General features: G+C 66.2%; 18 protein-coding genes and 1 pseudogene. 7 read left to right on the forward strand and 12 right to left on the reverse strand.

Annotation, left to right across the window (positions count from 1 at the left end; genetic code table 11):
- Window positions 1-319: 319 nt before the first annotated feature.
- The 3 genes and pseudogenes from lpdA to HNQ61_RS29895 all read left to right on the forward strand — a co-directional run.
- Window positions 320-1,726: a dihydrolipoyl dehydrogenase gene (gene lpdA / locus HNQ61_RS20645; RefSeq protein WP_170032757.1), complete on the forward strand. Its 1,407-nt coding sequence runs from the start codon at window positions 320-322 to the stop codon at window positions 1,724-1,726.
- 156 nt (window positions 1,727-1,882) lie between these two features.
- The gene (locus HNQ61_RS20650; protein ID WP_170032755.1) at window positions 1,883-2,827 is read left to right on the forward strand and encodes a tyrosine-type recombinase/integrase; all 945 of its coding nucleotides are present in this window, start codon (window positions 1,883-1,885) and stop codon (window positions 2,825-2,827) included.
- Window positions 2,828-3,021: 194 nt separating this feature from the next.
- Window positions 3,022-3,417: pseudogene (locus HNQ61_RS29895) on the forward strand (class I SAM-dependent methyltransferase); the annotation flags it as partial.
- Window positions 3,418-3,531: 114 nt separating this feature from the next.
- On the opposite strand, the gene HNQ61_RS28880 reads toward HNQ61_RS29895, so the two are convergent.
- The 6 genes from HNQ61_RS28880 to HNQ61_RS20680 all read right to left on the reverse strand — a co-directional run bounded on the left by HNQ61_RS28880 (window position 3,532) and on the right by HNQ61_RS20680 (window position 8,312).
- A complete protein-coding gene (locus HNQ61_RS28880; protein ID WP_240978450.1) occupies window positions 3,532-4,710 on the reverse strand; it encodes a hypothetical protein in 1,179 nt (392 codons plus the stop codon).
- A gap of 183 nt (window positions 4,711-4,893) precedes the next feature.
- Complete coding sequence (gene mscL / locus HNQ61_RS20660) at window positions 4,894-5,349, reverse strand: large conductance mechanosensitive channel protein MscL (protein WP_170032751.1); 456 nt, start codon at window positions 5,347-5,349, stop codon at window positions 4,894-4,896.
- Window positions 5,350-5,449: 100 nt separating this feature from the next.
- Window positions 5,450-5,971, reverse strand: a complete 522-nt coding sequence (locus tag HNQ61_RS20665) for a DinB family protein (RefSeq protein ID WP_170032749.1) — start codon at window positions 5,969-5,971, stop codon at window positions 5,450-5,452.
- Between the two features lie 115 nt (window positions 5,972-6,086).
- The gene (locus HNQ61_RS20670) at window positions 6,087-6,647 is read right to left on the reverse strand and encodes a YcxB family protein (RefSeq protein ID WP_170032747.1); all 561 of its coding nucleotides are present in this window, start codon (window positions 6,645-6,647) and stop codon (window positions 6,087-6,089) included.
- Window positions 6,648-6,681: 34 nt separating this feature from the next.
- Window positions 6,682-7,242 (reverse strand): YcxB family protein, encoded by a 561-nt coding sequence (locus HNQ61_RS20675; protein ID WP_170032745.1) that lies wholly within the window; start codon window positions 7,240-7,242, stop codon window positions 6,682-6,684.
- Between the two features lie 332 nt (window positions 7,243-7,574).
- Window positions 7,575-8,312, reverse strand: coding sequence for an arylesterase (locus HNQ61_RS20680; protein ID WP_205761252.1), 738 nt, complete (start codon window positions 8,310-8,312; stop codon window positions 7,575-7,577).
- Here HNQ61_RS20680 and HNQ61_RS20685 point away from each other — a divergent pair.
- Together HNQ61_RS20685 and HNQ61_RS20690 are read left to right on the forward strand one after the other, a co-directional pair.
- Window positions 8,305-8,982 (forward strand): ABC transporter ATP-binding protein, encoded by a 678-nt coding sequence (locus HNQ61_RS20685; RefSeq protein ID WP_183685778.1) that lies wholly within the window; start codon window positions 8,305-8,307, stop codon window positions 8,980-8,982. The two genes, HNQ61_RS20680 and HNQ61_RS20685, sit on opposite strands and share 8 nt — an antisense overlap.
- Window positions 8,979-11,603, forward strand: a complete 2,625-nt coding sequence (locus HNQ61_RS20690; RefSeq protein ID WP_170032739.1) for an FtsX-like permease family protein — start codon at window positions 8,979-8,981, stop codon at window positions 11,601-11,603. Before HNQ61_RS20685 ends, HNQ61_RS20690 begins: the two co-directional genes overlap by 4 nt.
- Window positions 11,604-12,064: 461 nt before the next feature.
- Here the strand turns inward: HNQ61_RS20690 and HNQ61_RS20695 are convergent, their stop codons facing one another.
- A complete protein-coding gene (locus tag HNQ61_RS20695) occupies window positions 12,065-12,409 on the reverse strand; it encodes a porin family protein (RefSeq protein ID WP_170032737.1) in 345 nt (114 codons plus the stop codon).
- Between the two features lie 312 nt (window positions 12,410-12,721).
- Window positions 12,722-13,267 (reverse strand): peptide-methionine (S)-S-oxide reductase MsrA, encoded by a 546-nt coding sequence (gene msrA, locus HNQ61_RS20700; RefSeq protein ID WP_205761250.1) that lies wholly within the window; start codon window positions 13,265-13,267, stop codon window positions 12,722-12,724.
- Between the two features lie 123 nt (window positions 13,268-13,390).
- Here msrA and HNQ61_RS20705 point away from each other — a divergent pair, with 123 nt between their 5' ends.
- The gene (locus tag HNQ61_RS20705) at window positions 13,391-13,549 is read left to right on the forward strand and encodes a hypothetical protein (RefSeq protein ID WP_170032733.1); all 159 of its coding nucleotides are present in this window, start codon (window positions 13,391-13,393) and stop codon (window positions 13,547-13,549) included.
- Between the two features lie 668 nt (window positions 13,550-14,217).
- On the opposite strand, the gene HNQ61_RS20710 is transcribed toward HNQ61_RS20705, so the two are convergent.
- The 4 genes from HNQ61_RS20710 to HNQ61_RS20725 form a co-directional block, all read right to left on the reverse strand.
- Window positions 14,218-14,856 carry an ImmA/IrrE family metallo-endopeptidase gene (locus HNQ61_RS20710; RefSeq protein ID WP_170032731.1) on the reverse strand — a complete coding sequence of 213 codons (639 nt, stop codon included), beginning with the start codon at window positions 14,854-14,856 and terminating at the stop codon, window positions 14,218-14,220.
- On the reverse strand, window positions 14,853-15,230 hold the full coding sequence (locus HNQ61_RS20715) for a helix-turn-helix domain-containing protein (protein ID WP_170032729.1): 378 nt from the start codon (window positions 15,228-15,230) through the stop codon (window positions 14,853-14,855). Before HNQ61_RS20715 ends, HNQ61_RS20710 begins: the two co-directional genes overlap by 4 nt.
- Before the next feature lie 252 nt (window positions 15,231-15,482).
- Window positions 15,483-16,046, reverse strand: coding sequence for a phosphoglycerate mutase family protein (locus HNQ61_RS20720; RefSeq protein ID WP_170032727.1), 564 nt, complete (start codon window positions 16,044-16,046; stop codon window positions 15,483-15,485).
- A 56-nt stretch (window positions 16,047-16,102) separates the two neighbouring features.
- Window positions 16,103-16,567 carry a PaaI family thioesterase gene (locus tag HNQ61_RS20725; protein WP_205761248.1) on the reverse strand — a complete coding sequence of 155 codons (465 nt, stop codon included), beginning with the start codon at window positions 16,565-16,567 and terminating at the stop codon, window positions 16,103-16,105.
- Window positions 16,568-16,646: 79 nt separating this feature from the next.
- Between HNQ61_RS20725 and HNQ61_RS20730 the strand changes: the two genes are divergently transcribed.
- A complete protein-coding gene (locus tag HNQ61_RS20730) occupies window positions 16,647-17,990 on the forward strand; it encodes an MFS transporter (RefSeq protein ID WP_170032725.1) in 1,344 nt (447 codons plus the stop codon).
- Window positions 17,991-18,655 lie beyond the last annotated feature (665 nt).

Here is an 18,655-nt window from a genome sequence, read left to right on the forward strand (position 1 = left end):
CCGCAAACACCGTTTCACGCGGGGGACGCGGAGGGAGCGGGGGAACAGCAACAGAGGGGGGACAACGGTTGCCTCACCGCGGAGGAATGCCCGGGTGCGTTTTCTCTCCCCTTCGCTTTTCTGTTCCTCCGCGCACCCCCGCGCCGTTCCCCGCGTCCTCCGCGTGAAACGGTGTTGCGGTTCCTGTTTCCGCGCGCATGTGCGGCCCGCCGTTGCTCACGCGCACGGCGGGCCGTAGTTTTCTCCGCCCCGCGACCGGGCTCCTCTTTGATGATCGGCGCGGCGCACCTGCGATCCACTCGCACAGCAGAGGTGAGCGTTGGCGGACAACAACTTCGACATCGTGATTATCGGCGCCGGCCCGGGCGGCTACGTGGCCGCCATCAAGGCGGCGCAGCTCGGATACAAGGTGGCCTGCATTGAAGAAGACAACCCCGGCGGCGTCTGCCTGAACTGGGGGTGCATTCCCACCAAGGCCCTGCTGGAGAGCGCGGCCATGATCACGCACCTGGGGCACGCCGCGGAGTTCGGCGTTACCGTGGGCGAGATCAAGACCGACATGGCGCAGGCCGTGAAGCGCTCGCGCCAGGTGAGCGAGCGGCTCACCAAGGGTGTCGGCTTTCTGTTCAAGAAGAACAAGGTCACGCACCTGCCCGGACGCGGCCGCCTGGCCGGCAAGGGCAAGGTGGAAGTCACGCCCAAGGACGGCGGCGCCAAGCAGACGGTTACCGCCAAGCACGTCATCATCGCCACCGGCAGCAAGCCGCGCGACCTGCCGTTTCTGAAGATCGACCACGAGCGCGTGTGGGACAGCACCGACGCCATGCTGGCCAAGGAAGCGCCCAAGACGCTGGCCGTGGTGGGCGCGGGCGCCATCGGGTGCGAGTTCGCCGACGTGTACGCGGCGTTCGGCACCAAGGTCACCATCATTGAAATGGCCGACCGCATTCTGCCGCTGGAAGACCGCGACTGCAGCGCCGTCGTCGAAAAGAGCTACAAGAAGCGCGGCATGCAGATTCTGACCAGCGTCAAGCTCGACAAGGCGGAAGTCGGGGCCGGCGGCGTCAAGCTGTCCATCACCGACGCCAAGGGGCAGACGCAGGTAATCGAGGCGGAGCGCGTGCTTTCCGCCATCGGCCGCGTGCCGCTGACGGCGGACCTGGGGCTGGAGTCGGCCGGCGTGAAGTTGACGGACCGCGGCTTCATTGGCGTGGACCGGCAGATGCGCACCAACGTCGAGGGCATCTACGCCATCGGCGATGTGGCCGGGCCGCCGCTGCTGGCGCACAAGGGCTCGCACGAGGGTGTCGCCTGCATTGAGGGCATCCACGGCGATCCGCACGCGGGAATCGACTACAACAACATCCCCAACTGCACCTACTGCCATCCGGAAGTCGCCAGCATCGGGCTTACGGAAGAGCAGGCGCGCGCGCAGGGGATCGACATCCAGGTGGGCGTGTTCCCCTGGACCGCCAACGGCCGCGCGCTGACCGCGGGCGAGACGGACGGCTTCGTGAAGGTCATCCGCGACACCAAGTACAGCGAACTGGTGGGCGCGCACATCGTGGGGCCGCACGCCACGGAACTGATCGCGGAGTTCGTGGTCGGCCGGCACCTGGAGACGACGGTGGAGGAGATGGACCGCGCGATGCATCCGCACCCCACGCTCTCCGAGGCAATCGGCGAGGCCGCGCTGGCCGCCTTGGGCCACGCGCTGCACATCTGATTCGCATCACGCACCCGTCGCGATGACGCCGAGGCCGGCTCCGGAAACACTCCGGAGCCGGCCTCGAAGCATATGGCCGCCCGTGATCCGCCAATCCGTCTACGTTGTACGCTTCTCCCAATCCGTCCCGTCCAGCGCAGAGAAGGAGTGCCCCGCATGACCCTGGCCGAGGCGGTCGAGAGTTTTCTGTTCCACTGCCAGTACGAAAAGAACCTGAGCCCCAAGACGCTCCGCGCGTACAGAACCGACCTGCGGCAGTTTACCTCGTTCCCGCGCGACAGCGGGATCGCGGCTGAAATCGGTCTCTTGGGAAAGACGGAACTGCGCCCGTACATCCAGAGTCTCTTCGGGCAATTCCAGGGAAAGACGGTGAAGCGGAAGGTGGCCACGCTCAAGGCACTGTTCCGGTACCTGGAGCGTGACGAGGTGATTGCCACGAACCCGTTCCACCGGATGGACGTACGCATCAAGGAAGCGATGCGCGTTCCCCGTACCATCCCGATCGGCGAACTCCGGCTGCTGTTCGATCACTTGAGGAGCGGCGTCGAGGCAGCCTCGCCGGACGTCCCGGGGAGAAGCCGGCTGGTGCGGGATCTAGCGATCCTGGAGATGATGTTCGCCACGGGCGCGCGAGTCTCGGAGGTGTGCAACCTGAACCTTTGTGATCTCGATACGCTGGAGGGATGGGTGCGCATCTTTGGAAAGGGCGCACGGGAGCGGCTGGTGCAGCTCTGCCATCCCGTGACGATTGCGTCGCTCAGGGAGCACCAGCGGATGCGGGGCGCCGCGGGACCGGAGGAGCCGCTGTTTCTGAGTGCCCGGGGAACGCGCCTGACCGAGCAGTCGGTGCGCGTGCTGCTGCGGAGGTACGCCGAGACGGCGGGAGTTCAATCGCCGATTCGCCCACACCTAGTGAGGCATTCGGTGGCGACGCTGCTGCTGGAGCAGGGCGTGGATATTCGCCAGATCCAGTTCCTGCTGGGGCACTCATCAATCGCCACCACGCAGATCTACACGCATGTGGACTCACGCAGCCAGCGGGCGGTGCTCACCGACCGGCATCCGAGACTCTTGATAGATTCACAGCGGATGGGCTCTTAAACAGACACAGTCTAGAGACGATGGGTGCCGTTAAGGACACTTCTGTTGCTTTTCTAGATTGATTCACTTTGATTAAGGTCAGCAAACCTTCGATTCCGCAGACAACTATCTGATAACAAGAGATTATGATACGGAAGAACCCTGATGTTCCTGTGGGTCTGTCGACAGAAGGAGTGCGTGCGATCTACAATTCTATGCGCAACGCGCGTGCATTCGCCGATGCATGGCACCGCCATACACATGCGCAAACAGAGCTCTTTGTGCGCAGGACAGTGTCGGTACTTGGTCTCCCTGATAACGCAACCATCCTTAACGCTGGGTCTGGTGGCAACGATTTGGGACTCCAGAGCGTTCGTCACATCCAAACCGACATCGCGGAAAGCACGCTTTACGGGGTGCCATCCGCAGTCACAGCCGACCTCCAGGCACTGCCTTTCGCGGACGCTGCATTCGATCTGGTCGTGAGTGTTGGATGTGTACTGAACTACTGCGACGTTGCAAGTGCCGCAGGTGAAGTGTCTCGTGTCCTCCGGCCGGGAGGCTACGCAATTCTTGACTTCGAAAGGTCCCGTACTTTCGAGTTCATCTGGACAGAGCACTTCGATAGAAATGCGACACTGATCCACACGTTCTATAACGGAGTGAGGCATCCCCTATGGGTGTACTCAGACCAGTACGTTGCCTCGATCCTCTTGGCCAACGACTTAGTCCTGTGTCGTCGGATGGCGTTCCACCTGCTGTCTCCGCTCCTCCTTCGGGTTACTCGGTCCCAAAGGGTCGCGGCGTTTTGCAGAGCGTTGGACAGACCGGCGCGTTATCTTCCCGGGCTTCCGGCGATGGCGTGCAACACGATTTGGTTGTGCAAGAAACGGCATGATGGAGACAAGGTGATCTAAAACGCGCTCAGCTGATGGATAGAAGGGGGTCAGCAATGCGAAGAATGCGAACAGGACGAGCGCGAACACCACGACCAGTGTTCGGTATGAGACATCAGTGACCAGTTTAATCAACAAGACTAAACCTGTTACCGCGCACAAGGCTCCGAGTATTCCGAATGCAACGAGCGCAGTCCTTACGAAGCGAGTGAGTTCCGTGTCCACTACTTGTACGCTAACAGAAGGCCCACTATTCAAGCGAGGGAACCCGTTAATGGCAATGACTGCCCCGTCTGGGATCTTACTCACGATTTCCTCGAAAAGCTCCGAAACATGCCTGTTATACTGGATTTTTTCATCCGCATAGATGGAATACCAACGGAGGTAGTGTTTGAAATAGATAGTGCGAACAATTCCTAGGTAGGTTTCACGCTGAATTTGCCGGACCGCAGATCGCTCCCTCGTGTCAATCACCAGCGCTGCAGGAGTCCGACTTTCTTTGTTTGTAAGGCCAAGTTGTGGTTGGATATAAGGTGCTTTGGCGACGCCGAATCCAACACTCTTCAGCAGACGAAGCAGTGCTCGGGTATGCGGATCAATACGATCAATTCCATTGTGTGACTGCAATCCCACCTCGGCAACCACATAGTCGACCTCCAACCCAAGTCTATCGATCGTTGTACGAAGATGCTCTACGAACTCCAAGAAGATATTCGGACGTCGGTGCGACTTCTCGACGACAAGATAGTCAATAACGAGGAGGCGTTCTTTCAGGAAGTACGCCATCTGAGCATAACCGATAAGCGCTTGATTGACGTAAAATCCGAACGGTAGGAACTGATCCTCGAAGCATTCAGCATAATGGTCTGCCCAATAAGCGATTTCATTGGTGTCGGTCTTGAGGCTTGCGGGGAAGTACCGCGTGTAGATACGCAACGCCTCGGCGAATCCGGGTGAAGTCGAGGAAGTGAAGCGCCGTAACTTGTAAGTCGCTCGAGTTTCGGTCACAGATAATCTCTTGTTATCAACAGTCGGGTGCTGAATACAAGCCAGCGAGAATAGCTTGTAATTCTGTGGGCAGAACTCCAGAAGACAGAACGCGCGGACCGATCTGCCGGTCCGCGCGTTCTGTCTTCTGGAGCAATGCTGATTCTGCCCGGTGGTACCGCCAGCAATGCCCTGTTCTGATGCTTAGGCCAAGGGGCCCAGGCCGCTCAGGTCCGACGTGCAGAACGGGCAGCGCGACGCGGCGATGTGGATGCGCGACTGGCAGAACGGGCAGTCTTTTTCGCTCGGCGGCGGCGGGGCGGCGGCTTCGCGGGCGCGCAGGCGGTCGTACGACTTCACCAGCAGGTACACGGCGAACGCGGTGATCAGAAACGCCAGGATGGTGTTCAGAAACACGCCGTAGCTGATGATGGGCGCCCCCGCCTCCATCGCCGCGGCGCGCGTGGCGAACCGCTCGCCCGACAGGCGGATGTACAGCTCGGAAAAGTCCACGCCGCCCAGCAGCAGCCCGATGGGCGGCATCAGAATGTCGTCCACGAACGACTTGACCACGCCGGTGAACGCGGCGCCGATCACGATGCCCACGGCCAGGTCGATGACGTTGCCGCGCGAGATGAATGCGCGAAATCCCTTGAGCATGATGCAGTTCCGGGTCTTGGAGGTGGGTCGGGCGGCAGCCGGCGCGCGGCGGATGAGGGCGGAGGGCGCCGCGCGGTGCAGACGCCCTCCGCCGTGATGCTCAGAGCGGGCCGGCTTCGTCCGCGCTGGGGCCGTACATGGCCGGAACCGGGATGTCGAGCAGGCGCATGTACACGCCCAGCTGCGCGCGGTGGTGCACCATGTGGTTCAGCGCCACGGTGCGGATCACCGAAGCGCGCGGCATCTGCATGATCACGTGATCGCCCATGCGCAGCGTCCACGTGCCGTTCAGCGTGTCGTCCGTGGCGGCGGCCAGCGCGGGGCGCAGCCGGGCCGCCGCACCGTCGAACAGGGCCAGGATGTCGTCGCGCGTCCTGGGCAGCTCCTGGCGGCCCTGCGTGGCGAGGTCCAGTTCATCCTGCGTCAGCACCGTCGTGGTCCAGTTGAGCAGGTTGGCCAGGTGCGCCGCCAGTCCGCCCAGGGCGAACGACTTTTCGTGCGGCTTCCAGTCCAGGTGCTCGTCCGGAACGCGCTCCAGCACGCGGCGGGTGGTCGCCAGTTCCTGCTCCAGGTCGGGAAAGGCGATACGGGCGACGGAGGATGCGGTGCTCGTGTCGGTCATGTCGTGTCGGGGTCGGGTGGTCGGTTGGGGCGCGGGCCGGGCCGCGCGGAACCAAGATGAGGCGGGACGGCCTTCCGCGCATGGGTCGGGTGACACTTCGGCGCCCCGCGGTTGCTCAATCCCCGTGGAGCTTCGCCCTGCCGGCCAGATGCCGCCGGATCAGCGCGCGCACTTCGCCGAGCGATTTCGGGGGAATCGCGCGGCGGGGGATGAAGAACGCGTTTCCCCGACGATAATAGAGCAGCAGAAACTCGTCCGTTTCCACCGCGCGGCGAATCGAGCCCCACGCGAAGGAGGCCTCCGTCCGGCCGTTGGATCTGTAGATACCCTCGCCGCTGAACGCCGTGACGATCAACCGGCCGTCCGGACCAATTTCCCGCTCCTTGATCCGGGCGTACTGCCGGCCCGCGAGGTACGGAATGAGCCAGCAGACGAACAGAACCGCGCCGGTGATGGAACCGAACCGGATCGCGTCCCCCGCCGAATGGACGTAGGTGCGCGCCGTGCTCGCGCACACGAACCCCAGGATCACCCAGCCCATCCACCTGGGCGGAATCTGGCGCGAGTGCCGGGTCGTCGCGTCGAAGGACCGCGCAAACTCGTCCCGGTTCCACTCGAACCGCACGTCCAGCGGCGGTGGCGCAGGCGGTCCGGGAGCGGTGGTCTGCAGGCTCATTGGATCGGGATGATAAGGACGAGAGTGCCGCGGCTCAGGTGTGGCGCAGCGCCGCTCTGTCGCCCAACTGGCTGACGATCACCCTGCGCACTTCGGGGAGCTGCTCCGGCGCAATTGCCCGGTGAGGCAGGTAGAAGGCACAGTTTCTGTTGTAGTAGAAGAGAAAGAACTCGGGCGTCTCCACCGCGCGCAGAACCCCGTTCCAGTGAATAGAGTTCTGCGTTCTGCCGTTGTCGGTTCCGTATCCATCGCCGGACAGCGTTCCAATCAGGGTGTGCTGGCCGGGGCCGTTCTCCCGGCTCTGCGCCCGGGCCGTAAGCCAGGGCCCGATCCAGGCCATCAGCGTAGCCCAGGCCACGAGAAAGAGTATCCACGGCCCGATCGCCTGCACTAACGCCCCACGGGACAGTGTGCCATCCCAGAGGGTCGAGGCAACCGCCACGATCATGATCAGCAGCACGGGATAAGCAAACACCAGCCACCAGGGGCGCCCGCTCACGTTGGCGCGCACCGCCCTGACCGCGCGCACCACTTCGCCGCGATCCCACGTGAAGCGGAACTCGAGTGGTTGGGAAACGATGGCTTCGGTCATCATGGATCAGGTCGGGATATTGGAGGAGGCCTGCGCTTCGGTGGATTGCCGGCGTGTGGATCCGACGCATGAGGCGGTCGCCCTCGCCTGCCGGTCGTGTGCGTGCAGCGAACCGCCCCCATGAGGCTGAGTCGGGACGGAGCCTATCACCGCGATGCGCTGCGGCCCTCGCCTCCACCCGGTTGCGACTTCCCGGTCGCCTCGTCGTTCAAGGCGCGACCGCGAAGAAAGCTACCGTGCTCTCCGAATCGCGCAATCCTCTTGTAAGCCGAAGCGGGAGAGCATGTTGCGCGTGCAGGAATCGATTCTGTTCACGCGGCGGCGGCTCGGGTGCGTCAGGACGCGGGAACGGGCGCGGCGGGCGGGGGCGACTCGCCGCGCAGAATGGGCTCCAGCGTCTTCCACACCGTCGCGGCCAGAATGCGGTGGCCGCGGGCGTTGGGGTGCACGCCGTCCGCGATGTTCAGGTCGCGGATGCCGGCCACGCCTTCCAGCAGAAACGGGATGAGCGTAAGCCCATTCTGCCGCGCCAGTTCCGGATACGTGGGATCGAACCGCTGCACGTACGCGCTGCCCAGGTTGGGCGCGGCGCGCATCCCCACCAGCACGATGCGCGCGTTGGGCCGCGCGGCGCGCACGGTGTCGATGATGCTCTGCAGGTTGGCGCGCAGCGAATCCACGTTGGTGCCCTGCAGCATGTCGTTGGCGCCGGTCTCCAGCACCAGCACGTCGAATGGCTGCCGCAGCAGCCACCCGATGCGCTGCCGCGCACCGGCGCTCTTTTCGCCGCTGAGCCCGGCGTTCACCGTGGTCCACGGCAGGCCGGCGGAGTCGATTTTCTCCTGAATCCGCGCGGGATACGCCTCGTTGCGCTCCAGCCCGTACCCGTCCGTCAAACTCGTCCCCAGGAACATGACGACGCGCCGCGGCTGGGACGGCGTGGCGTCGGACGCGCGGGCGCCGTCGGCGGAACCTTGGGCAGACCCGTTGCTTTCAGCGCGTCCGCACCCGACAATCAGAGTCAGCAGGGCCATGGCGGGCCCCGCGCGGCGCACGAAGGACAAGATGCTCATCGCAGAAAATCTCCAGAAAACCTATCGCAGCGGCGGACAGCCGCTGTCGGCACTCCGAAACGTACACTTTCAGGTGGAGCCCGGCGAGACGGTGGCCATCGTAGGGCCGTCCGGCAGCGGCAAGACCACGCTGCTGGGCCTCCTTGCCGGCCTAGACCGCCCCAGCGGCGGCCGCGTTCTGCTGGACGGCACCGACATGGGCGCGCTATCCGAAGACGGACGGGCGCGACTCCGTCGTGAAAAGATCGGCTTCGTCTTCCAGTCCTTTCAACTGATCCCCACGCTCACCGCGAGGGAAAACGTCGCCGTCCCGCTCGATCTCGCGGGGACGAGCGGGGGCGCGGCGCGCGCGGACGAACTGCTGGGCCGCGTGGGCCTGAGCGGGCGCGAGCACCACTATCCCACCCAGCTTTCCGGCGGCGAGCAGCAGCGCGTGGCCCTGGCCCGCGCCTTCATCCATCGCCCGACGATTCTGTTCGCGGATGAACCCACGGGCAACCTGGATGCCGCCACGGGCGAGCGCATCATCGAGCTGATGATGGAGCTGAACCGCGAGCTGGGCACCACGCTCGTGCTGGTGACGCACGATAGCGGGCTGGCCGCGCGGATGCGCCGTGTGATCCGCATTACCGACGGCACCGTGGTGAGCGACGAGCGGGGCACGGCGTGAGCGCCCTTCGCCCGCTGTTTGCCCTCGCGTGGCGGGAAAGCCGCTTCGCGCGCCGCCGCCTGCTCCTTTTCCTTTCGTCCATCACGCTGGGCGTGGCGGCGCTGGTGGCCACGCAGTCGTTCGCGGCCAACCTGGCGTCCGGGGTGCGCGAGCAGGCCAAGTCGTTCGTGGGCGCGGACGTCAGCCTGAGCAGCAACCGGGTGATCGGGCCGAAGACGGAAAAGCTGATCGACTCCCTTCGCGCCGCGCGCGTCCCCATCGCCCGCGTGACCACGTTCGCGTCCATGGCGCTTGCGGAGCGCACGGCGGGGGCGCGGCTGGCGCAGGTGCGCGCGGTGGAGCCGGGATTTCCCTTCTACGGCGAGATCCTCACCTCACCCGCCGGCCAGTACGCGCGGCTGCACACCGGCCGCAACGCGCTGGCGGATCCGGCGCTGCTGCTGGCCCTCGACGCGCGCGTGGGTGACGTGATCCGGCTGGGCGAGGCGCGCTTCACCATCATCGGAACGCTGGAAAAGGTGCCCGGGGCGGTGGGCGTGGGCGCACTGTTCGCGCCGCGGCTGTACATCCCCGCGCGCTATCTGCCGGAGACGAAGCTGATCCAGTTCGGCAGCCGGGTGGAGTACGAGGCGTACGCGCGCATGCCGGCACCGGGAGCGGCGGAGGCGTTCGTGGAAGCGCACCGCCCCGTGTTCCGCGGCGAGCGGGTGAACGCGAATACCGCTTCCGGACAGCAGCGGGACCTGGACGAGGCGCTCGGCCGCCTCGGATCGTTTCTGGGATTGATCGGCACCTTTGCGCTGCTCCTTGGCGGCATCGGTGTGGCGAGCGCGATGGGCGCGTACATGGCGCAGAAGCGCGACACCGTCGCCACGCTGCGCTGCCTGGGTGCGACGGCGCCGCAGGTGCTGTTCATCTACCTGCTGCAGGCGGGGGTGATGGGGCTCATCGGCGCGAGCCTCGGCACGGCAATCGGCGTCGCCGTCCAATGGGTGCTGCCGCGGCTGCTGGCGGACCTGCTGCCGGTGGAGGTGCAGACGGCGATCAGCCCGGCGGCGGTGGCCACGGGTGTCGGGATCGGTGTGTGGATCGCGGTCGCCTTCGCCCTGCTGCCGCTCCTCGCCACGCGCCGCATCTCCCCCCTGCAGGCCATCCGCCGTCGCGTGGAGGAGGAGCCGGGCGCGGCGCGGCGGGACCCGTGGACCATCGGCGGATGGGCGCTGCTGGCGGCCAGCATCGTGGCGCTCGTCATCTTTCAGGCGGGCGAACTGCGCAACGGCGGCTACTTCGCGGCGGGGATCGCGGTTGCTCTCGCCGCGCTGTGGCTGAGCGCGTGGACGGTGATGTGGCTCGCGCGGCGGACGCCGGGACGCGGGCTGCCGTATCCAACGCGGCAGGGGATCGCCAACCTGTACCGCCCGGGGAATCAGACGCGCGTCGTGGTGCTGGCGCTCGGGTTCGGCGTGTGGCTGCTGGCGACCGTGTATCTGGTGCAGAGCAACCTGCTTGCGCCGTTGATGGTGAATACGAAGAGCCAGGGCAACCTGCTGCTCTTCGACGTGCAGGCCGAGCAGGAGCGCGGGGTGGATGCGCTGCTGCGCGGCACGGGGACGGCGGTGCTGCAGCGGGCGCCCATCATCCCCATGCGCATTCAATCCATCAACAACGTGGACATTTCCGTACTCGCGCCAGACGATCCGGACGCGGAGGAGGAGGAGCCGCAAGAGCAGCGTCCGCGCGAGGGCCGCGGCAAGGGCGGCGCGCGGCGCGGGGACGGGCGCCCGGAGCGGTGGGCCGTGCGGCGGGAGTACCGGTCGACCTTTCGCGACACGCTGGTGAAGTCGGAAAAGGTGGAGGAGGGGCGGTTCTGGCGCCCGGGGGCGGGCGGCGCGGACGCGGGCGGCGTGGCGGAGGTGTCGATGGACCTGACAGTGGCCGAGGACCTGGCCATCGACCTGGGCGACACCATCGTGTGGGACGTGCAGGGCGTACGGATTCCGACACGGATTACCTCGTTCCGCGACGTGGACTGGGGACGGCTGGAGCCCAACTTCTTTGCCGTTTTCCCGTCCTCGGTGCTGCAGGGCGCGCCGCAGACCTGGGTGATGCTGGCTCGCGCGCCGGACGCGTCCACGCGGGCCGCGGTGCAGCGCGACGTGGTGCGCCGGTTCAGCAACGTGGCCGTGCTGGACCTGACCGCCATTCAGGCCGCGCTGGACGAGGTGCTGGGGCGCGTGGCGGCGGTGATCCGCTTTCTGGCCGCGTTCAGCGTGGCCACGGGCTTCATCGTGCTGCTGGGCGCGGTGCTCACGGGGCGGCTGCAGCGCATTCGCGAGAGCGTGCTGCTGCGTACGCTTGGCGCCACGCGCAGGCAGATCGCCGGCGTGCTGTTCGCGGAGTATACGGCGCTGGGATTGATGGCGAGCTTGGCGGGAATTCTGCTGGCGGTGGGTGCGGGGTGGGCGCTGATGAAGTGGGTGTTCAACTCCGAGTTCCACGTGCCGGTGCTGCCGCTGCTGTGGCTGGCGCTGGGGGTGACGGCGATGTCGGCCATCGTGGGATTGATGGCGAGCCGCGAGGTGTTCCGGCACACGCCGCTGGAGGCGCTGCGGGAGGAGTGAAGGGCGGCGGGTTGATGCCGAGGTGGGAAGGTCGGCGCGTCGGCAGAGCGTGGCCCTCACCCCGCGTGCTGCGCACGACGACCCTCTCCCACGAACGGATGTGGGAGAGGGAGCACACTTCGGATTGGCTCGGAGGAGAGATCCGAGGGCATGGCGCGTTCTGTCCAGCGGTTGAAACCGCGCCTCGAGAAACACGAAGTCCGCCTGCGCGGACTGCGGCCCCACCGTTGTTCATCGCCCCCAATGCGGTTGAAGCCCCGAACGTCGCGCGCAGCGCGCCGTGTCGGGGCTTTTGCGCTTGTTGAGCGGCGGATTCATTCGCTCAACGGCATTCGCTCACCAGATCAACTCCGGTTTCCGCACCGAACCATCCGCCGGCTTAACCCTCCCCCAGTCTTTTTTGGGGGAGGGTGGGCCGGTGGTGCCGGCCCGGGTGGGGGCCGCCCGCGACTCCGCCCGTCCTACAGCTTTACGCGCAGCGCGAGCACGGGGCCGGCGTAGTCCGCTTCGGGGACGGAGGGGCGGGCCTGGTGCCGGATCCCGATCCGCGCGCCGAACCGCCCGCGCCCCAGGTCGCCGCCCGCCTCCAGCATGTACGACGCACGGGGCGCCGCGCGGTGCTCCGCCACGTCCGACGCGCCGAGGCCGGCGGACAGGTACGGCCGCACGCGCATCCCCGGCCGAAAGTGGCGCGACACACCGGCGTGCGCGGCATCTCCGTAGCTGCCACAGCGGTCGTCCAGCGGATCGCCGCCAATCAGCAGGTCTTCGCAGAACAATCCCCACGCCCACCGGTTGTAATCCACGAACACGCTCCACGGCTGCCCCGCCGCGCGAACTCGATGCGCGCGCCCGCCGCCGCGCTCACCAGCGGAGGCCCGCCGTATGGCGCGACCTCCAAGCGGCCAGTCGTCTGGGCGATGGCGGAAACGGGGGCGCAGGCCAGCACGGTGGCGGCAAGGGCGAGGCGGAGGAATCGCATGATGATGGGCTCGGCAGAGGTTGGCGGGGCCGATGAAGGGCCGCATTCGACGCCCGCCACCCGCGTTTTGTGACAGAAACGCGAAAGGGCGCGCATCCGCGATGGATGCGCGCCCCTGATGCGAATGCCGCGGACGTCAGTCGCGGAAGAGGCCCGCGAATTCCTTGCGGAACTTGGCCACCTTGGGGGCCACCACCACCTGGCAGTAGCCCTGCCCGGGGTTGCGCGCAAAGAACTCCTGGTGGTACGACTCGGCCATGTAGAACGTGGGCGCCGGCGAAAGCTCCGTCACGATGGGCGACTCGAAGACCTCCTGGTCGCCCAGGTCGCGCATCACGTCTTCGGCCACGCGGCGCTGCTCTTCGCTGTGATAGAAGATGACCGAGCGGTACTGCGTACCCTTGTCGGCGCCCTGCCGGTTGAGCGTCGTGGGATCGTGCGTGCCAAAGAACACGCGCAGGATGTCGGCATACGAGATCTGCGCGGGATCAAACGTCACCTGCACCACCTCGGCGTGCCCGGTCTGGCCGCTGCACACGTCGTCATACGTGGGATTGGGATCGCGCCCGCCGGCGTAACCGGACTCCACGCTGATCACGCCCTTGAGGCGGTCGAACACGGCCTCGGTGCACCAGAAGCATCCCCCGCCCAGCGTCGCGACTTCGCGATTTCCTTCCGTCATCATCCCTCTCCCGGTTCGCGCGGCTCCATGCCGCGTGCTCTGCTCTCCAACCCCGCTCCCGCGGGCACGTAGGGCCCCGGACGCGCGACGTTCCTCCATACACCGAAAGCACGAATCCGGCCCATGCTGCTTCTCGCCACTGTGGGCTGCTCCTGTGCCGTTCGCGCGCGGGTACTAATCGAATACGGCGCGGCCCAGTCGCTCAATCTCGATTTCGTCCGCAACCCTTCGGCAGACACGGTGCAGGTCACCCGCTCTGGAGCCCGCCTGACAGAGTTCTGAGAGTCCGTTTGGGGGCGCCTGAACAATGGCGCAATGCAAGATGTGGGACTTAGGCGATACTGACGGTGTATCTCCAAGCAGGTGCGTCACCGAAGCTCTCTGATAGGAGACCCGCTAAGCCAAGCGGCCAATCCACGAACAACCGGGTGAACCATCAAATGAAAAGAAACGGCCCCGGCTTAGTGCCGGGACCGCTCCTTTCTGTTCAGGTACTACTCAGGTGCAGTGGTTGCACCAGACAAGGACCCGCCCCTTCTTGGGGTAGATCCTGCGACCGTTTTTATCCGTGCGGTAGGGGCGGAACGTGAGTTCACCACCGCAGGTGTTGCAACGGCCTCGAGGGAAACGAGGGCTCATGTTGGCACTCTCCATCGTAGGGGTGATGAGCGCGCCCCTTGACGTCCGTCCCAAGCCCCACTAGTTTACCTCTCTGTCAGGAGTTGTAAAGCTAGTCTGGGCAACGGGTTGGCTGTCATCCCGGTCCGCTCGCTCGCATCAGCGGGTCCGGAGTCGCCGCAGTGCGACGGGGTGAACATTCAGTTTGGTTCCTCCTTTCATTAGAGGGGCCCCGGATAGGATCCAGAGTGTTGGCGCACTCTGGATCTTTTCGTATGCCCCTTATGCTACGCTGTCACAGTTGAACAGCGTGAGTTGCACCCGCTTACCGGTCAACTGATCAGCCGCAGCCCGCGATCGCGCACTGCCTCCGACCAGAGACCATCCTGATCAATTCGAACATGTGCGCAAAAAGGAGTGACGCCAAAATACGCGCCGATTTCTTCCTCGACGTACAGGATGCCAGCCTCACTTAAGCTGAACGAACGGAACAGGCGCCTGGCAGCCGTGACTGTCTGAGTGAACACGTGGGCAAGTTCTCTTCGCGGCACGAGCACGCGACCGGCCCACGTCCGGGCCTGCCACTCCACCCACCGCTCCGTCTCCTTGTTGATACCGCGGTGAAATCTCCGGAACTCGGCATCATCCGCAAAGGCCCGCACGGGGAGCAGGTATTTGTGAAGCACCGCGTGACCAGCCTCTTCGGCAATTAGGAATCGGTACTCCTCCCACGAACTCATCATCACGCCCTCGTCAACGACGATGCGATCGCCGGTGCAGGACAGCCACGCCTTCCGCCGCGTTCTGAACGCAAGACTCTGCAGCGGGATGAGAGTGATCCCGAGGTCATGCTCCACAATCTCCTCGATATCCAGCACCCCGCTACATTCAGGCGCATACGTCTCCCGAAACACATCCGCCATCCCTTCAAGATCAGCGGCGCTCAGGACTCGGCGGTTCGGTAGGCTCATGGCTCGCTTAGGACCTCGACGAACAGGTGGTACATCGACTCCGTCGTCATCGTGCCCTCGTCGCGGAGCTTGCGGAAGAATGCCGGCAACGACGCCGCCACGTCTTCCCGCTGGAGCAGATCGGCAGGAAACTCGCCACGATCAGCGCTCACTGCGTTCACCATCTCGTACCATCGCGGATCCACCTCCTTTACGATTCCGAACCCCGCCGCGATACGCTCCAGCACTTCTTCCGTGGGCTTCGGGCCCAAGCCACGCTCGATACGGCTGTAGTTCGAGGCGTCCATCTTCACGGTGATGGCAAACTGCCGGAGGCTGATGCGGGCTTCCTCGCGCCAGCCACGGAGTAGCACTCCAAGCGCGTTGGTCACCATCGTTCCCCCCTGGGGTGAATGCGGATGCCCAGGGAGCCTAGCTTCACCTGGACTGTGGTAATCTATGTTACTACGTGGTGCGTGTCAATACCACGTAGTAGATCGAGGTACCACAACTACGGGCGTGAGTCTACCCGAAGTGGTTCTTCGACGGAGCAAGCCGCTAACCCCGTTCTCATGCTGAGGAGCCGGGGGTATCGCTTTGCAGGAAAGCCAACGATTGCCTCTCCTGAACGCAGCCCCGCGGTCCGTCTACATCGTGCGGCGGCAGTCGGCCTCGGTCGGTGCGTCCGGCTGGCCGTAGCGGCGCGGCTGCACGCGGGGCGCCTGCCCGGGCTTCAGCACCATCACGTACAGATTGGAGTACTCGCCGTCGCACAGGTCGCGCGCGGCGGGCCCGCCCAGCGCCTGCATGATCTGCGTCACCGTGTTGCTGTGGCCGACCACCAGCACCGTCTTTGCCGCCAGCGCGCGCACGGCCGCGGCCACCTGCGCCGGATGGTTCTCCGCGCCACCCTCGGCCGCGGTGGAGACCACCACCGGCGTCAGCCCGCGCGCGGCCATCAGCGGCGCGGCGGTCTGCTGCGTCCGCACGTACTGCGTCGTCACTACGGCGTCCACGTTCCACGACGCCAGCGAATCCGCCAGCGCACGGGCACGTGCCTGGCCCGCTTCCGACAGCGGTGGGTTGGACTCGCCCTGGATCACCGCCTTTTCCGCGTGCCGCACGATGACGACCACGGTGGAGTCCTGCGCGGCCGCGGGGACGGCGGCCACCAGCGCCGCGAACAGCGCGACACGAAGCGTGCGGATCATCTGCATCTCTCGATCAGGGTTGATATCGATTGTCCGTCGCGCGCGGCGGATGCGGATCAGCCCGCGATTCCGGCGCGCCCGCGGACGGTCATCATTGTGCCCACCAGCATGGCGACGTGCGTCTCCTCGCCGTTCTGCACCGCGAACGCGTCCGCCGCCACGACGCTCACGCTGCGCCCCGAGCGCACCGTCCGCCCGACGACGCGCAGCCGCTCGCCGCGCGCCGGGGCGAGAAGGTTGACCTTGAACTCCACGCTCAGCACGCCCGCGTCCGCCGGCATGCGCGTGTACGCGGCGAACCCCGCGGCGCTGTCCAGCACGGAGGTGACGACGCCGGCGTGCAGAAAGCCGTGCTGCTGCGTCAGGTCGTCGCGAAAGGGAAGCTCGATCTCCACCTCATCCGCCACCACGCGCACCAGGCGCGCGCCGATGGTCTCCATCAGCCGCTGGCGCACGAAGCTGTCGCGGACGCGGTCCTCAAAGCCGGGTTCCGGCGCGGGCAGGGCCATCAGGATCGTCATCAAGGGAAACACAGGCGGCGCGTGGCCCGTGGATTGAATCTGGACGAGAACACGCCCTTTCACCAGCCCGCCACCGTACATGCCCCCGCTGAGCCGCGCCGAACGCCTTGACCGCCTGCCCTTTACTCCGCTGCACCGCCGCCTGCTCGTGGTGGCCGGAGCGGGGTGGGCCATGGACGCCATGGACGTGGGATTGATCTCGTTCATCATGGCGGCGCTGGCGAAGCAGTGGCAGCTGGATGGCGGAACGGTGGCGTGGATCGGCTCGGTGGGGTTCATCGGGATGGCGATCGGCGCCAGCCTGGGCGGGAGCGTGGCGGACCGCGTGGGGCGCCGGTTCGTGTTCGCGGCGACGCTGCTCGTCTACGGCGTGGCGACGGGCGCGGCGGCGTTCTCGTGGTCGGTGGCGTCGCTTCTCGCCTTCCGCTTTCTGATCGGCTTCGGCCTGGGCGCGGAGCTCCCCGTGGCCTCCACGCTGGTGAGCGAGTTTGCGCCGTCGCGCATCCGCGGGCGCATCGTGGTGCTGCTGGAGGCGTTCTGGGCGTTCGGATGGATTCTGGCCGCGCTGATCGGCACGTACGTCATCCCCCGCAGCGAAAACGGCTGGCGGTGGGCGTTTGCACTGGGCGCGATCCCCGCGTTGTACTCCAGCGTGGTGCGCCGCGCGCTGCCGGAATCCGTGCGCTTTCTGGAAACAAAGGGGAGGGTGGATGAGGCGGAGCAGGTGGTCCGCCGCTTCGAGGCGCAGGCCGGCGTGGCCTCGCCCAGGGACGCGCCGCCGCCGGAACCCGTCGCCGCGCCGGCGGGCGTGGGGCTGGCGGAACTGTGGAGGGGCGGCCTGGCGCGGCGCACGCTGGCGCTGTGGATGATCTGGTTCGGGATCAACTTCGCCTACTACGGCGCGTTCATCTGGATTCCGACCCTGCTGACGCAGCGCGGCTTTTCGCTGGTGAAGTCGTTCGAGTACACGCTGATCATCACCCTGGCGCAGCTGCCGGGCTACGCGGTGAGCGCGTACCTGATCGAGAAGTGGGGACGCCGGCCCACGCTGGCCGCGTTCCTGGCGGGATCGGTGGGTGCGGCGCTGCTCTTTGCTCGTGCGGACGGGCGGGACGCGGTGCTGGTGGCCGGGTGCCTGCTGAGCTTCTTCAACCTGGGCGCGTGGGGCGCCGTGTACGCCGCCACGCCGGAGGTGTACCCCACCGCGGTGCGCGCGACGGGCGCGGGGTGGGCGGCGGGGTTCGGGCGCATCGCCAGCATTCTGGCGCCGCTGGCCGTTCCGCCGCTGATGGCGGCGGGGGGAACCGAGGCGGTGTTCGGGACGTTTGCCGCCTTCTTCGGGCTGGCGATCATCGGGGCGGCGCTGCTGCCGGAGTGGCGCGGAAGGCAGCTGGATGACGCGGTTGCGGGCGCGGCGGGGTGAGGGGCGGGGCGGAGCGGGGCGGAGGATTGTGGGGAGCCGGGGCTCTCGTGCGGCCGCCGGCTGGGGGCCCTCACCCCGCGTGCTGCGCACGACGACCCTCTCCCACGAACGGATGTGGGAGAGGGAGCACACCCCAGTGCCGTGCGTTCCGGATGGTTTGGCGCGGCGGCAGGCTCCCCCCTCCCCCCAGCCCCCCTCGCCCCGCAAGCGGGGGAGGGGGAGCCGTTCGGTGCGGAGGCGGGTTCGGCGCGCGTCTCGTGGCTCCGTTGAGCGGTGGAGGTCCGCGGTGAGGACATGCGATGGGCCGCCGCTAATTACATTTTCGACGCCTGATGAGCGTCATCGCGGTTGAAGCCCCGAACCGGACGCGCCAGCGGCCGGTGTCGGGGCTTGGCGCTGTTTGAGCGGCGGATTCATCCGCTCAACACAACCCGCGCACGCCGTCCACTCGCCGCTCCGAACCGAACCCGCCGACCCGCCCCAACCCTCCCCCAGTCTTTTTTGGGGGAGGGTGGGCCGGTGGTGCCGGCCCGGGTGGGGGCCGCCCGTGATCTCCGCCAAGCGCACTGTATCTCCGAGCCGCACACCCCGACGTTCGTCCCGGGACACTAACTCGTTATCGTTTCACGACATGGGTGGACTTGCCGAAACGGGCTAAGTCAGCT

Source organism: Longimicrobium terrae, assembly GCF_014202995.1.
GTDB classification, from domain to species: domain Bacteria; phylum Gemmatimonadota; class Gemmatimonadetes; order Longimicrobiales; family Longimicrobiaceae; genus Longimicrobium; species Longimicrobium terrae.